General features: G+C 56.7%; 11 protein-coding genes. 3 read left to right on the top strand and 8 right to left on the bottom strand.

What is annotated here, in order from left to right; all coding sequences use genetic code 11:
• Nucleotides 1–61 precede the first annotated feature (61 nt).
• Nucleotides 62–1,573, top strand: a complete 1,512-nt coding sequence (locus tag HII27_RS14100) for an MltF family protein (RefSeq protein ID WP_317983853.1) — start codon at nt 62–64, stop codon at nt 1,571–1,573.
• A gap of 159 nt (nt 1,574–1,732) precedes the next feature.
• Here the strand turns inward: HII27_RS14100 and ssb1 are convergent, their stop codons facing one another.
• Entirely contained in the window at nt 1,733–2,260 is a 528-nt protein-coding gene (ssb1, locus tag HII27_RS14095) for a single-stranded DNA-binding protein SSB1 (protein ID WP_035896752.1), read from the bottom strand.
• Between the two features lie 254 nt (nt 2,261–2,514).
• On the opposite strand from ssb1, the gene uvrA reads away from it, so the two are divergent.
• Nucleotides 2,515–5,340 carry an excinuclease ABC subunit UvrA gene (gene uvrA, locus HII27_RS14090; RefSeq protein ID WP_185668459.1) on the top strand — a complete coding sequence of 942 codons (2,826 nt, stop codon included), beginning with the start codon at nt 2,515–2,517 and terminating at the stop codon, nt 5,338–5,340.
• Here uvrA and HII27_RS14085 read toward each other — a convergent pair whose 3' ends face one another.
• From HII27_RS14085 to dnaB, 5 genes are all read right to left on the bottom strand, one after another.
• The gene (locus HII27_RS14085; RefSeq protein ID WP_185668508.1) at nt 5,341–5,694 is read right to left on the bottom strand and encodes an MmcQ/YjbR family DNA-binding protein; all 354 of its coding nucleotides are present in this window, start codon (nt 5,692–5,694) and stop codon (nt 5,341–5,343) included.
• A 132-nt stretch (nt 5,695–5,826) separates the two neighbouring features.
• Nucleotides 5,827–6,540 (bottom strand): acid phosphatase AphA, encoded by a 714-nt coding sequence (gene aphA, locus HII27_RS14080; protein WP_185668458.1) that lies wholly within the window; start codon nt 6,538–6,540, stop codon nt 5,827–5,829.
• A 199-nt stretch (nt 6,541–6,739) separates the two neighbouring features.
• A complete protein-coding gene (gene tyrB, locus HII27_RS14075) occupies nt 6,740–7,933 on the bottom strand; it encodes an aromatic amino acid transaminase (protein ID WP_185668457.1) in 1,194 nt (397 codons plus the stop codon).
• A gap of 170 nt (nt 7,934–8,103) precedes the next feature.
• Nucleotides 8,104–9,183: an alanine racemase gene (gene alr / locus HII27_RS14070; RefSeq protein ID WP_185668456.1), complete on the bottom strand. Its 1,080-nt coding sequence runs from the start codon at nt 9,181–9,183 to the stop codon at nt 8,104–8,106.
• A 37-nt stretch (nt 9,184–9,220) separates the two neighbouring features.
• Entirely contained in the window at nt 9,221–10,636 is a 1,416-nt protein-coding gene (gene dnaB / locus HII27_RS14065; RefSeq protein WP_035896759.1) for a replicative DNA helicase, read from the bottom strand.
• Between the two features lie 66 nt (nt 10,637–10,702).
• Here dnaB and HII27_RS14060 point away from each other — a divergent pair, with 66 nt between their 5' ends.
• On the top strand, nt 10,703–11,686 hold the full coding sequence (locus tag HII27_RS14060) for a quinone oxidoreductase (RefSeq protein ID WP_185668455.1): 984 nt from the start codon (nt 10,703–10,705) through the stop codon (nt 11,684–11,686).
• A gap of 172 nt (nt 11,687–11,858) precedes the next feature.
• Here the strand turns inward: HII27_RS14060 and pspG are convergent, their stop codons facing one another.
• Both pspG and dusA read right to left on the bottom strand, forming a co-directional pair.
• Nucleotides 11,859–12,098, bottom strand: a complete 240-nt coding sequence (gene pspG / locus HII27_RS14055) for an envelope stress response protein PspG (RefSeq protein WP_185668454.1) — start codon at nt 12,096–12,098, stop codon at nt 11,859–11,861.
• A 139-nt stretch (nt 12,099–12,237) separates the two neighbouring features.
• Nucleotides 12,238–13,233, bottom strand: coding sequence for a tRNA dihydrouridine(20/20a) synthase DusA (gene dusA, locus HII27_RS14050; protein ID WP_185668453.1), 996 nt, complete (start codon nt 13,231–13,233; stop codon nt 12,238–12,240).
• Nucleotides 13,234–13,283: the final 50 nt, after the last annotated feature.

Here is a 13,283-nt window from a genome sequence, read left to right as displayed (position 1 = left end):
GCCAGGTTTTTTAGCCATCTTCTACTAAAATTGACGGATGCGCCTTGCGGAGTGCCGCACCATGAACGCCATCCCTTTTCATCGCCTGATTACCGTCTGTTTAAGCGCCCTGCTGCTGTCCACCCCGGCTTATGCCGCCCCCAAACCGGATGAACAAAGCGATGCGCTGGAAGTGAATATCGAAAGCATCATGCAGCCGTGGAAAGGCGACCTGCCCGGCATGCTTGACCGTCGCGTGATTCGCGTTTTAACCACCTACAGTAAAACCTTCTTTTTTATCGACAAAGGACAGCAGCGCGGCGCGACGCACGATATTTTCGCCGCCTTTGAGCGCAGCCTGAACGCACAGCTAGCAAAGGATAAGAAGCTTAAGCAGAAGCATCTGAAGGTGCGGATTATTTTTGTGCCGGTGACCCGCGATAACCTGTTTACCGCGCTCAACGAGGGAAAAGGCGATATCGCCGCCGCTAACCTGACCATCACACCGTCCCGCCAGCAGGCGGTTGCCTTTACTGATCCTATCTATAACGATATCAAGGAGCTGCTGATTTCCGGCCCCGCGTCACCGCAGGTTAACAACCTGGATGACCTTTCCGGAAAAACGGTGTTTGTGCGTAAATCGTCGAGCTATTACGAGAGCCTGACCGCGCTCAACGCGCAGTTCGTCAAAGCGGCAAAACCACCGGTCATCATCAAAGCCGCCCCGGAGGCGTTGGAGGATGAAGATCTGCTGGAGATGCTCAACGCCGGGCTTATCCCGCTGACGGTGGTTGATCATCACAAGGCGGTTTTCTGGCAGCAGGTCTTCCCCAAAATTCAGGTGCATGAGGATGTGGTGCTGCGCGATAACGGCAGCATCGCCTGGGCGGTGCGCAAAGATAATCCCAAGCTCCTCACTGAGCTTAACGGCTTTGTGAAAGAGAACCGCCAGGGCAGCACGCTGGGCAATACGCTGCTGCTACGCTACCTGAAAAGTGCGAAATACGTAAAGAACGCGGCGGCGGAAAAAGAACGACGTAAATTTCTGAAAATGGTGGAGGTGTTCAGGAAATATGGCGATCGCTATGACGTTGACTGGCTGCTGATGGCGGCGCAGGGCTACCAGGAATCGCGGTTAAATCAATCGGTGCGCAGCCACGTCGGGGCCATCGGCGTGATGCAGGTGATGCCGAAAACCGGCAAGGAGCTGAAGGTCGGCGATATCAAACAGCTCGACCCCAATATTCACGCCGGGGTGAAGTACATGCGCTGGATGATCGACCGCTACTACGGCGACGAACCGATGACACAGCTGGATAAGGCCCTGTTTTCGTTTGCCTCTTATAACGCGGGCCCGGCGCGGATTGCGCGTTTACGGGTAGAGACGCAGAAGCGCGGTTTTGATCCGAACGTCTGGTTTGGCAACGTCGAGAATCTGGCCGCCGAGAAGATCGGTGCGGAGACGGTGACTTACGTTGGCAATATTTATAAGTATTACATTGCCTATCGGCTGGTGCTGGATGAGATCAACCGCAAGCGAGCGGCAACCGGGAAGCCGCCGATTATTCCGGCGAGCGATAAGGCGCAGCAGTAGGCTCCGAACCGCCCCGGGGTCGGCGTGAACGCCTCGCTCGGGCTACAAAAGTAGAGTAGCCCGGCCAAGCACAGCGCCGCCGGGATCGGCTCCGACCCAACAGACATAAAAAAACCCCGACGAATCGGGGCTTTTTTTCAGACGGTTATCTGCCGTTTATCAGAACGGGATATCGTCATCGAAGTCCATTGGCGGTTCGTTAGACGGTGCCGGAGCGGACTGCTGCTGCGGGCGAGACTGTGCGCCGCCGCTGAACTGGTTGCCGCCCTGTGGCTGCTGAGGCTGACCCCAACCGCCCTGCTGCTGCTGGCCGCCACCTGCTGGTGCACCGCCGCCCTGGCGTCCACCCAGCATCTGCATGGTGCCGCCAACGTTAACCACGACTTCGGTGGTGTATTTTTCAGCGCCGGACTGATCGGTCCATTTGCGGGTACGCAGCTGGCCTTCAATGTAGACCTGAGAGCCTTTACGCAGGTATTCGCCTGCTACTTCCGCCAGCTTGCCGAACAGCACAACGCGGTGCCATTCAGTCTGCTCTTTCATTTCACCGGTCGCTTTGTCGCGCCAGGATTCGGAAGTCGCCAGCGTAATGTTGGCAACTGCGCCACCATTCGGCATGTAGCGTACTTCCGGGTCCTGGCCCAGGTTACCGACGAGAATCACCTTGTTTACGCCTCTGCTGGCCATGTTTGTCTCTCCTGAAATATGAATCTTGATTAAGTGTAAACGCGCCAGTGTATCATTTCCAGACGGTATTTTGGTAGCTGGGAGACAGATTCCACTAAACATCTTATCCCGCTGCAATTTTCATCAGCATCCGGAATCGGCATTCCAATACTGTATATTCATTCAGGTTAAGTTGTGTCATAATTAGCCGTTTCTGCCGTTTGTCCTTCTAACAAACCAGGCAATCCGTGTATCTCCTCTACCGGGAAAGGTGAATGGATAAGATCGAAGTTCGGGGCGCCCGCACCCATAATCTCAAAAATATCAACCTCGTCATCCCTCGCGACAAACTGATTGTTGTGACCGGGCTGTCCGGGTCTGGCAAATCCTCACTGGCTTTTGACACCCTCTACGCCGAGGGGCAGCGTCGCTATGTAGAATCGCTTTCTGCCTATGCGCGCCAGTTCCTGTCGCTGATGGAAAAGCCGGATGTCGATCATATTGAAGGGCTGTCGCCTGCGATTTCTATCGAGCAGAAGTCGACGTCACACAACCCGCGTTCGACGGTCGGTACCATTACCGAAATTCACGACTACCTGCGTCTGCTTTACGCTCGCGTAGGCGAGCCACGCTGCCCGGATCACGATGTGCCGCTGGCGGCGCAAACCGTCAGCCAGATGGTCGATAACGTGCTGTCGCAGCCGGAAGGTAAACGCCTGATGCTGCTGGCCCCAATTATTAAAGAACGTAAGGGCGAGCACACCAAAACGCTGGAAAACCTGGCAAGCCAGGGCTATATCCGCGCGCGTATCGACGGTGAAGTCTGCGATCTGTCCGATCCGCCGAAGCTCGAGCTGCAGAAGAAACACACCATCGAAGTGGTGATTGACCGCTTTAAAGTACGCGATGACCTGACGCAGCGTCTGGCGGAATCGTTTGAAACCGCGCTGGAGCTTTCCGGCGGCACGGCGGTGGTCGCCGATATGGACGACCCGAAAGCGGAAGAGCTGCTGTTCTCCGCCAACTTCGCCTGCCCAATCTGCGGCTACAGCATGCGCGAGCTTGAACCACGCCTGTTCTCATTCAACAACCCGGCGGGCGCGTGCCCAACCTGCGATGGCCTGGGCGTGCAGCAGTATTTCGACCCTGACCGCGTGATCCAGAATCCAGAGCTGTCGCTGGCTGGCGGCGCGATTCGCGGCTGGGATCGTCGTAACTTCTATTACTTCCAGATGCTCAAATCGCTGGCAGAACACTACGAATTCGACGTTGAAGCGCCGTGGGAAAGCCTTGATGCCGCCGCGCAGAAAGCGATTCTCTACGGCTCCGGCAAAGAGTCGATTGAATTCAAATACATCAACGACCGTGGCGATACGTCCGTGCGTCGCCATCCGTTCGAAGGCGTGCTGCACAACATGGAGCGCCGCTATAAAGAGACGGAATCCAGCGCGGTGCGCGAGGAGCTGGCGAAGTTCATCAGCAACCGTCCGTGCGCCAGCTGTGACGGCACCCGCCTGCGTCGCGAAGCGCGCCACGTCTACGTTGAAAATACACCGCTGCCGACGATCTCAGATATGAGCATCGGTCACGCGATGGACTTCTTCAATAACCTGAAGCTCTCCGGCCAGCGTGCGCAAATTGCGGAAAAAGTGCTGAAAGAGATCGGTGACCGCCTGAAGTTCCTGGTCAACGTCGGCCTGAACTACCTGACGCTTTCCCGCTCCGCAGAGACCCTCTCCGGCGGCGAGGCGCAGCGTATCCGTCTGGCAAGCCAGATTGGCGCGGGGCTGGTTGGCGTGATGTACGTGCTGGATGAGCCGTCCATCGGCCTGCACCAGCGCGACAACGAACGTCTACTCGGCACGCTGATTCACCTGCGTAACCTTGGCAATACGGTGATTGTGGTAGAGCACGACGAAGACGCGATTCGCGCCGCCGACCACGTTATCGACATTGGCCCTGGTGCCGGTGTGCACGGCGGTCAGGTAGTGGCTGAAGGGACGCTGGACGACATTATGGCGGTGCCAGAGTCGTTAACCGGGCAGTTCATGAGCGGAAAACGCAAAATTGAAGTGCCGAAAAACCGCGTGCCAGCGAACCCGGAAAAAGTCCTCAAGCTGACGGGCGCCACAGGTAACAACCTGAAAGACGTCACCCTGACGCTGCCGGTCGGCCTGTTTACCTGCATCACCGGCGTCTCCGGTTCTGGTAAATCGACGTTGATTAACGACACGCTGTTCCCGATTGCCCAGACCCAGTTAAACGGCGCCACCATCGCTGAACCGGCACCGTACCGCGACGTTCAGGGGCTGGAACATTTCGATAAAGTTATCGATATCGACCAGAGCCCGATTGGCCGTACCCCGCGTTCCAACCCGGCTACCTACACCGGCGTCTTTACGCCAGTACGTGAGCTGTTTGCAGGCGTGCCGGAATCGCGTTCACGCGGCTATACGCCAGGCCGTTTCAGCTTTAACGTCCGCGGCGGTCGCTGCGAAGCCTGTCAGGGCGATGGCGTCATCAAAGTCGAAATGCACTTCCTGCCGGATATCTACGTGCCGTGCGACCAGTGCAAAGGCAAACGCTATAACCGCGAAACGCTGGAGATTAAGTACAAGGGCAAGACTATCCACGAAGTGCTGGATATGACCATTGAAGAGGCACGTGAGTTCTTCGATGCCGTTCCGGCGCTGGCGCGTAAGCTGCAAACGCTGATGGACGTTGGCCTGACCTACATCCGTCTCGGCCAGTCGGCCACCACGCTCTCCGGCGGTGAAGCACAGCGCGTGAAGCTGGCGCGCGAGCTGTCAAAACGCGGCACCGGTCAAACGCTCTATATTCTGGACGAACCGACCACCGGCCTGCACTTTGCCGACATCCAGCAGTTGCTGGAAGTGCTGCATCAGCTCAGAGATCAGGGCAACACCATTGTGGTTATCGAGCACAACCTGGACGTGATTAAGACCGCGGACTGGATTGTCGATCTCGGTCCGGAAGGCGGTAGCGGCGGCGGTGAAATCCTCGTTTCCGGTACGCCAGAAACGGTAGCTAACTGCGAAGCCTCGCATACGGCACGTTTCCTGAAGCCTCTGCTGGGTTAATCACGAGTACATCTGCTGTCGGAGCGTTTCCGGCAGCAGATCCACCGCCAGCTGATACGACGCATCTACCAGATAGTAAATTTGTGAGCTTGGCAGCGAACCGTCCAGGTAGATGGTGCTCCAGTGCGCTTTGTTGAGATGGCGACTTGGGCGAACGTCTTTATGCTGCTGGCGCAGCAGTTCTGCCAGTTCGGGGCTGGTTTTCAGCGACACCGCCGGGCGGTCTTCCACATCCTTCACCATCGCAAACAGCACGTCGGCCACTTTAATTTGTGTTGCTTTCCAGTCGCTGTGTACGCTCTGTTCCGCGCCACGCTTTGCCATGCAGTACTGCAGAAGATCCGAACTGGTCATCATTTTATACTCCTCAGTCTCGCAAACCACGTTGTGCAAAAAAGCATCACCTCAGTGTGCAACAAGACGCCGAAAGGATAAACCTTTCAGCGCCTGATTTTGACTAAAAAAGCATCATTTATTGGTAGGGCGTTAGTACTCGGAGTTAACGATCACTTCTTCGTTAAACGCACCGGCCTGCGGCAGCGGGCGGTAGGTCGAGTTAGAGGCGCGCAGGACGCGGATACCGCGGGCTCCCACTTCACGCGCGGCGGTGATGTCGTTATCGGAATCACCGTAGAACACCCTGATGTTCTTCTCTTTCAGCCACTGGGTCTTGGTGTTCTGGCCCGGTTCATCACCGGCAAAAATCACCGGGTTCATGTTCGCGCCAGGGATCAGGAAATCATCCTGCAGCGTTTTGGAGACGGTTTCGGTTTTGGTCTGGCTACGACCGGTGACGAAGTAAATGCTGTCGCCGCGCTTCACGTGCATCGCAATCAGCGAACGCGCTACTTCTTTCGGGATGCTGAACGCGTCCCAGCCGTTATTCATTTTTTCCCAGAACTCCGGGTTCTTCAGGTAATCCTGGCTGTCCGGGGAGTAGGTTCTTTGCCCGCGCCAGAAGCCTGGGCTTGAGAACAGGACGGTGTCGTCGATATCAAAACCGACCGCCATTGGCGGATGGCCCATCAGGCTGTTTTCAATTTGCGCCACGGAAACCCAGTGGATAGGAGCCTGTTCGGCCAGCTTCGCAACGTCGGTGCCTGGATAGATTGGAGAAGGTGACGAGGCGTGAGCCGTCACCGAAGCATTCAGTGCAAATAACAAGCAGACGGCACTGAGAGCTTGCGTGATCTTGCGCATGTTTTCCCTTAATTCGTCGAGTCGTTATTGTAATAAAGTGAGTGTTGCTTCAAATAAAAGCACTGCGACCTTACCGTCTGAGGGATACGATTGAAAGGTTTATCTCAGAATAATCCTGAAAAAAGTAAGGGGATCACAGTTTAGTGCTTTGAAAGGACGCTGGCTCAGAATATACCTCCGAGCCAGCGTAAGCACTTACTTACATCACTGCAGCAAATGCTTTTGCCACGCGCTGTACGTTACGGCTATTGAGGCCCGCCACGCACATACGACCGCTGGCAATCAGGTAGACACCAAACTCATCGCGCAGGCGATCGACCTGTGCAGCGCTCAGGCCGGTGTAACTGAACATCCCGCGCTGTTTGAGCAGATAGTCGAAGTTACCGTTCGGCATCTCTTCTTTCAGCACATTCACCAGCGCCTGACGCATGTCCAGAATGCGGGTGCGCATCCCTTCCACTTCCGCCAGCCAGTTGGCTTTCAGCTCGGCATCACCAAGCACGGCGGCCACAATCTGCGCGCCGAAGTTCGGCGGACTGGAGTAGTTGCGGCGTACGGTCGCTTTCAACTGGCCCAGTACGCGCAGCGCGGTGTCGTTATCTTCGCAGATAATCGACAGGCCGCCGACGCGTTCGCCGTACAGGGAGAAAATTTTGGAGAACGAGTTGCTGACCAGCGCCGGCAGGCCTGCGTCGGCAATCGCGCGGATCGCGTAGGCGTCGTCGTCCATGCCCGCGCCAAAGCCCTGGTAGGCGATGTCGAGGAACGGAATCAGATCGCGGGCTTTCAGCACTTCCACCACGCCGTCCCACTGATCATGCGTCAGATCTGCGCCGGTTGGGTTGTGGCAGCATGGATGCAGCAGCACGATGCTGCGCGCTGGCAGCGTGTTCAGCGTTTCGAGCAGCGCGTCGTAGCGCACGCCGTTGGTGTCGTTGTCGAACCACGGATAAGTGCCGACCTTGAAGCCTGCGCCTTCAAAAATCGCGATATGGTTTTCCCAGGTTGGGTCGCTGACCCAGACGCCGGAATCAGGGAAATAGCGCTTGAGGAAATCTGCCCCCACTTTCAGCGCGCCGGAGCCGCCCAGCGTCTGGATGGTTGCTACACGCTGCTGCTGGAGAACCGGGTGATCGGCGCCAAACAGCAGCGGAGCCACGGTATGGCGATAGCTGTTCAGCCCTTCCATCGGCAGATACAGCGACGCGCCGTGCGGCTGCGCGTTAAGGCGCGCTTCGGCCTCTGCCACCGCCTGAAGCTGCGGAATAATGCCATCTTCGTTGTAGTACAGGCCGATGCTGAGGTTAACTTTGTCGCTGCGCGGATCTTCTTTAAAGCGTTCCATTAAAGAAAGGATAGGGTCGCCCGCATAGGCGTCAACTTTTTGAAACACGCGATGGTTCTCCAGGTTTACAGAAGGCAGGAAATAACACAATAAACCGGATGGGGAGGAAGGTCGAGCGGTAGTTGGTGGGTTTTTCCCGGCGTCACTGCGTTCGGCCGGGCTACGTTAGCATTGTAGCCCGGCCGAGCAACGCGACGCCGGGGAATAGCGGCGTAAAACTAATCGATATACTTCATCGCCACCCGCGACGTCAGGCGCGTAATAAGTTCGTAAGCACTCACTTTTGTGATTTCAGCAATGCGTTCAACCGGCAGGCCATCGCCCCACATAATCACTTCATCACCGGTTTTATCCTCGGCGTTCGGGCCCAGATCGACGCAGACCATATCCATCGCCACGCGGCCGACAATCGGCACTTCACGGCCGTTGACCAACACAGGCGTGCCGGACGGTGCCGCGCGCGGGTAACCATCGCCGTAGCCCATTGCCACCACACCGAGGCGGGTATCGCGTTCACTAACCCAGGTGCCGCCATAGCCAACCGGTTCACCGGCTTTATGCTCGCGCACGGCAATCAGGCTAGAGGTCAGCGACATCACCGGCTGCATGCCGAAGTCCGGGCCCCACGGTTTCTGCTCCAGCGGAGAGACGCCGTAGAGAATGATGCCAGGGCGCGCCCAGTCGAAGTGCGACTGCGGCCACAGCAGAATGCCGCCGGATGCCGCGATAGAACGCAGGCCCGGCTTGCCGTCGGTAAAGGCGGTGAAAATGGCGAGCTGTTTTTCCGTTGCGCCGCATTCCGGTTCATCGGCGCGGGCAAAGTGGCTGACCACGTTAACCGGCTGGCGCACGTTTTTGCACTGGCTCAGACGCTGATAGAACGCATCGGCATCTTCCGGGAGTACGCCCAGACGGTGCATGCCAGTGTCGAGCTTCATCCACACGGTGACCGGTTCGCTGATGTCGGCAGTTTCCAGCGCTTCAAGCTGTTCGATGTTATGTACGGCGGTATGCAGATGCTGCGCGGCAATCGTCGGCAGGTCGGTCGCATTGAAGAAGCCTTCCAACAGCAGGATCGGCTGGGTAATGCCGCCCTCGCGCAGGCGCAGCGCTTCTTCAAGACGGGCAACGCCAAAAGCATCGGCGTCGGGGAGCGTTCGCGCGGTCTCGAGGAGGCCGTGTCCGTAAGCGTTCGCTTTCACCACCGCAACCAGCTTGCTGGCAGGTGCCAGTTCACGCAGACGTTGCAGGTTGTGTCGCAGAGCGCGGCGGTTAATGACTACAGTTGCCGCTTGCATTTGTGTTCCTTGGTATGTGTTTGCTGATTCAGCGTTGTTATTCGTCGTCGTATTGCGGGCCAGCGTAGTTATCGAAGCGCGACCATTGACCGTTAAACGTCAGGCGTACCGTGCCGATGGGGCCGTTACGCTGTTTACCGATAATAATCTCGGCGATGCCTTTTAAGTCACTGTTTTCGTGATAAACCTCATCACGGTAGATAAACATGATTAAGTCGGCATCCTGCTCGATGGAGCCGGATTCACGCAGGTCGGAGTTGACCGGGCGTTTATCCGCACGCTGTTCCAGAGAGCGGTTAAGCTGCGACAGCGCCACCACCGGCACGTGCAGCTCTTTGGCTAACGCTTTGAGCGAGCGGGAAATTTCGGCGATCTCCAGCGTACGGTTGTCGGAAAGCGACGGCACGCGCATCAGCTGAAGGTAGTCGATCATGATAAGGCCGATGCCGCCGTGTTCGCGGGCGATACGGCGCGCACGAGAGCGCACTTCCGTCGGCGTCAGGCCGGAGGAGTCATCGATATAGATGTTTCGTTTTTCCAGCAGAATGCCCATAGTGCCGGAGATACGTGCCCAGTCCTCGTCATCGAGCTGGCCGGTACGAATACGGGTCTGGTCAACGCGCGATAGCGATGCCAGAGAACGCATCATAATCTGTTCGGAGGGCATCTCGAGACTGAAGATCAGTACCGGTTTATCCTGCAACATCGCCGCGTTTTCGACGAGGTTCATCGCAAAGGTGGTTTTACCCATCGACGGACGCGCTGCCACGATGATCAGATCCGACGGCTGCAGGCCCGCTGTTTTCTTGTTGAGGTCGTCATAGCCGGTGTTCACCCCGGTGACGCCGTCATGCGGTTGCTGGAAAAGCTGTTCGATGCGCGCGACGGTAGCGTCGAGCACTTCGGTAATATTTTTTGGGCCTTCGTCTTTGTTGGCGCGGCTTTCGGCGATTTTAAAGACGCGGGACTCGGCGAGATCCAGCAAATCTTCACTGGTGCGCCCCTGCGGGTCAAAGCCGGCTTCGGCAATCTCGTTGGCCACCGCAATCATTTCACGGACAACGGCACGTTCGCGGACGATGTCAGCGTAAGCGCTAATGTTTGCCGCACTTGGCGTATTTTTGGAGAGTTCTGCCAGATAGGCAAACCCGCCGACGCTATCCAGTTGCCCCTGGCGCTCCAGCGATTCCGCGAGCGTAATCAGGTCAATCGGGCTACCGCCTTCCTGCAAACGCCCCATCTCCGTAAAGATGTGACGGTGCGGACGGGTATAAAAATCTTCCGCCACCACGCGCTCGGCAACGTCGTCCCAGCGCTCGTTGTCCAGCATTAGACCGCCCAACACCGATTGTTCCGCTTCAATCGAGTGCGGCGGTACTTTCAGCCCGTCTACCTGAAAATCGCGGACGCGAGGTTCGGTTTGCGGTTTGTTGAAGGGTTTATTTGCTGCCATAGTGAATGGTATTACCGAGATAAAGAGTGGGTCGAAAGATTACCACATAATCGTTCTGGAGGAAGCATGGCAACCCGTATTGAATTTAGCAAACATGGCGGCCCGGAAGTGCTGAACGCCGTTGAATTCACCCCATCCGCCCCTGGCGAAAACGAAGTGCAGGTGGAAAACAAAGCCATCGGTATCAACTATATCGACACCTACATTCGCAGCGGGCTGTACCCACCGCCGTCAATGCCGAGCGGTTTAGGCACCGAAGCGGCGGGCGTGGTCAGCCAGGTCGGCAGCAACGTGAAGCACATCAAGGCGGGCGATCGCGTGGTCTATGCGCAGTCCGGGCTTGGTGCTTACAGTTCGGTGCATAACGTCCCGGCGGATAAGGTCGCCCTGCTTCCAGCGGCTATCTCCTATGAGCAGGCCGCCGCCTCGTTCCTCAAGGGCTTAACCGTCTTCTATCTGCTGCGCAAAACCTACGAAATCAAACCCGGTGAAGCGTTCCTGTTCCATGCCGCCGCAGGTGGCGTGGGGCTGATTGCCTGCCAGTGGGCGAAAGCATTAGGGGCGAAGCTTATCGGTACCGTCGGCAGCGCGGAGAAAGCACAGCGTGCGCTCGCGGCCGGTGCCTGGCAGGTGATTAACTATCGCGATGAGAATATTGCCGAGCGCGTCAAAGAGCTAACCGGTGGGAAAAAGCTGTCGGTGGTGTACGACTCGGTGGGGAAAGACACCTGGGAAGCGTCGCTTGACTGCCTGAAGCGCCGCGGGCTGATGGTCAGCTTCGGGAACTCTTCCGGCCCGGTCACCGGGGTTAACCTCGGCATTCTTAATCAAAAAGGCTCACTGTTCGCCACCCGCCCTTCCCTGAACGGCTACATCACCAACTATGACGAGCTGAAAGAGGCCAGCCACGAGCTGTTCTCGCTGATTGCGAGCGGCATTATCAAAGTGGACGTGGCGGAGAGTCAGAAGTACCCGCTGAAGGATGCACGACGCGCGCATGAGATTCTGGAGAGCCGGGCAACGCAGGGTTCAAGCCTGCTGATTCCATAACGGTTGTATCGCACAAAAGACTAGGGCTTCCCGTAGGAAGCCCTTTCTTTTTTTAGTTCGGCTGTATGTAGGGTACAGCTCGATGAATTCGTTAACGACGGCAATAGTGACAGATTTATTACGCAAATCCTATGGGGTTTTATGCAAAATTATTGAGGTTGTGACGAGTACCTCAATACCTCCGATAATTGCCGCGATACGGCCGTTCTTTCGGTGAATTAATCGCCCGGATAATCCACACCACCGCGACGGCAAGGATTAGCCACGGCAGTAACTTAATCATAATCGCAAACAACCCGCCGACGAACATTAATACGGTGGCCACCACCAACGCGGCAATAATGCCGAGCAGTGAAATCCCGGTGACCAGCAGCATCACAAAAAATCCAATTACAAATAACAGTTCCAGCATGGTGGTTCTCCCAGAATTCAAACATCACTGTCTGAACTATTACAAAAACCGTGCCAAAACTAACTTATTGATTATCAATAAAAACGCCCCGCAACGTTGTGCAGGGCGTGGTGAATTTGACCAGAAATTAGCGAAAAAATTAACGCTTATTGGCCACCAGCTGTAACGCGTGTTCCAGCACGTTGATATCGGCACCGGCTTTATGGGCGTTCTCACTCAGATAGCGACGCCACTGGCGCGCGCCCGGAATCCCCTGGAACAGGCCCAGCATATGACGGGTGATATGGCCCAGATAGGTGCCGTTACTCAGCTCACGCTCGATGTACGGATACATGGCGCGCACCACCGCGATAGGGTCAGCGTCAACGTCGGTAGCGCCAAAGATTTCGCGGTCAACCGAAGCCAGAATGCCAGGGTTCTGATAGGCTTCGCGGCCCACCATCACGCCGTCCATATATTCCAGATGCGCTTTGGCTTCTTCCAGCGACTTAATGCCGCCGTTGATGGACATGGTCAGGTGTGGGAAATCACGCTTGAGCTGGTAGACGCGCGGGTAGTCCAGCGGCGGAATTTCGCGGTTCTCTTTCGGGCTTAAACCGGAGAGCCAGGCTTTACGGGCGTGAATAATAAACATCTCGCACTCGCCGCGGCCGGAGACCGTGTCGATAAAATCGCAGAGGAATTCGTAGCTGTCCTGGTCGTCGATGCCGATGCGGGTTTTCACCGTCACCGGAATGGAGACCACATCGCGCATCGCCTTGACGCAATCCGCCACCAGCTGCGCATTGCCCATCAGGCAGGCGCCAAACATGCCGTTCTGCACGCGGTCGGACGGGCAGCCAACGTTGAGGTTAATTTCATCGTAGCCGCGCTCCTGGGCAAGCGCGGCGCAGTGCGCCAGTGCCGCCGGGTCGCTGCCACCAAGCTGCAGCGCAATCGGATGCTCTTCTTCGCTATAGGCCAGATAGTCGCCCTTGCCATGAATAATCGCCCCGGTGGTCACCATTTCGGTATACAGCAGCGTGTGCTGCGACAGCAGGCGCAGGAAGTAGCGGCAGTGTCTGTCGGTCCAGTCGAGCATGGGCGCGATGGAGAAACGGTGAGCGGGGAAATGGCGTTGTGATTCTGAAGACATGGCGAAGTTTTGAGCATCTGGTGAATTGGGGGCGCTACTATAGCACAGGC

It is taken from the genome of Kluyvera sichuanensis (assembly GCF_014218705.1).
Taxonomy (GTDB): domain Bacteria; phylum Pseudomonadota; class Gammaproteobacteria; order Enterobacterales; family Enterobacteriaceae; genus Kluyvera; species Kluyvera sichuanensis.
This window is presented reverse-complemented; position numbering and strand designations above follow the sequence as displayed.

Bases quoted from the DNA above. Each gene is read 5' to 3' on its own strand.
- HII27_RS14100 (WP_317983853.1), top strand. From the start codon at position 62: ATGAACGCCATCCCTTTTCATCGCCTGATTACCGTCTGTTTAAGCGCC.
- ssb1 (WP_035896752.1), bottom strand. From the start codon at position 2,260: ATGGCCAGCAGAGGCGTAAACAAGGTGATTCTCGTCGGTAACCTGGGC.
- uvrA (WP_185668459.1), top strand. From the start codon at position 2,515: ATGGATAAGATCGAAGTTCGGGGCGCCCGCACCCATAATCTCAAAAAT.
- HII27_RS14085 (WP_185668508.1), bottom strand. From the start codon at position 5,694: ATGACCAGTTCGGATCTTCTGCAGTACTGCATGGCAAAGCGTGGCGCG.
- aphA (WP_185668458.1), bottom strand. From the start codon at position 6,540: ATGCGCAAGATCACGCAAGCTCTCAGTGCCGTCTGCTTGTTATTTGCA.
- alr (WP_185668456.1), bottom strand. From the start codon at position 9,183: ATGCAAGCGGCAACTGTAGTCATTAACCGCCGCGCTCTGCGACACAAC.
- dnaB (WP_035896759.1), bottom strand. From the start codon at position 10,636: ATGGCAGCAAATAAACCCTTCAACAAACCGCAAACCGAACCTCGCGTC.
- HII27_RS14060 (WP_185668455.1), top strand. From the start codon at position 10,703: ATGGCAACCCGTATTGAATTTAGCAAACATGGCGGCCCGGAAGTGCTG.
- pspG (WP_185668454.1), bottom strand. From the start codon at position 12,098: ATGCTGGAACTGTTATTTGTAATTGGATTTTTTGTGATGCTGCTGGTC.
- dusA (WP_185668453.1), bottom strand. From the start codon at position 13,233: ATGTCTTCAGAATCACAACGCCATTTCCCCGCTCACCGTTTCTCCATC.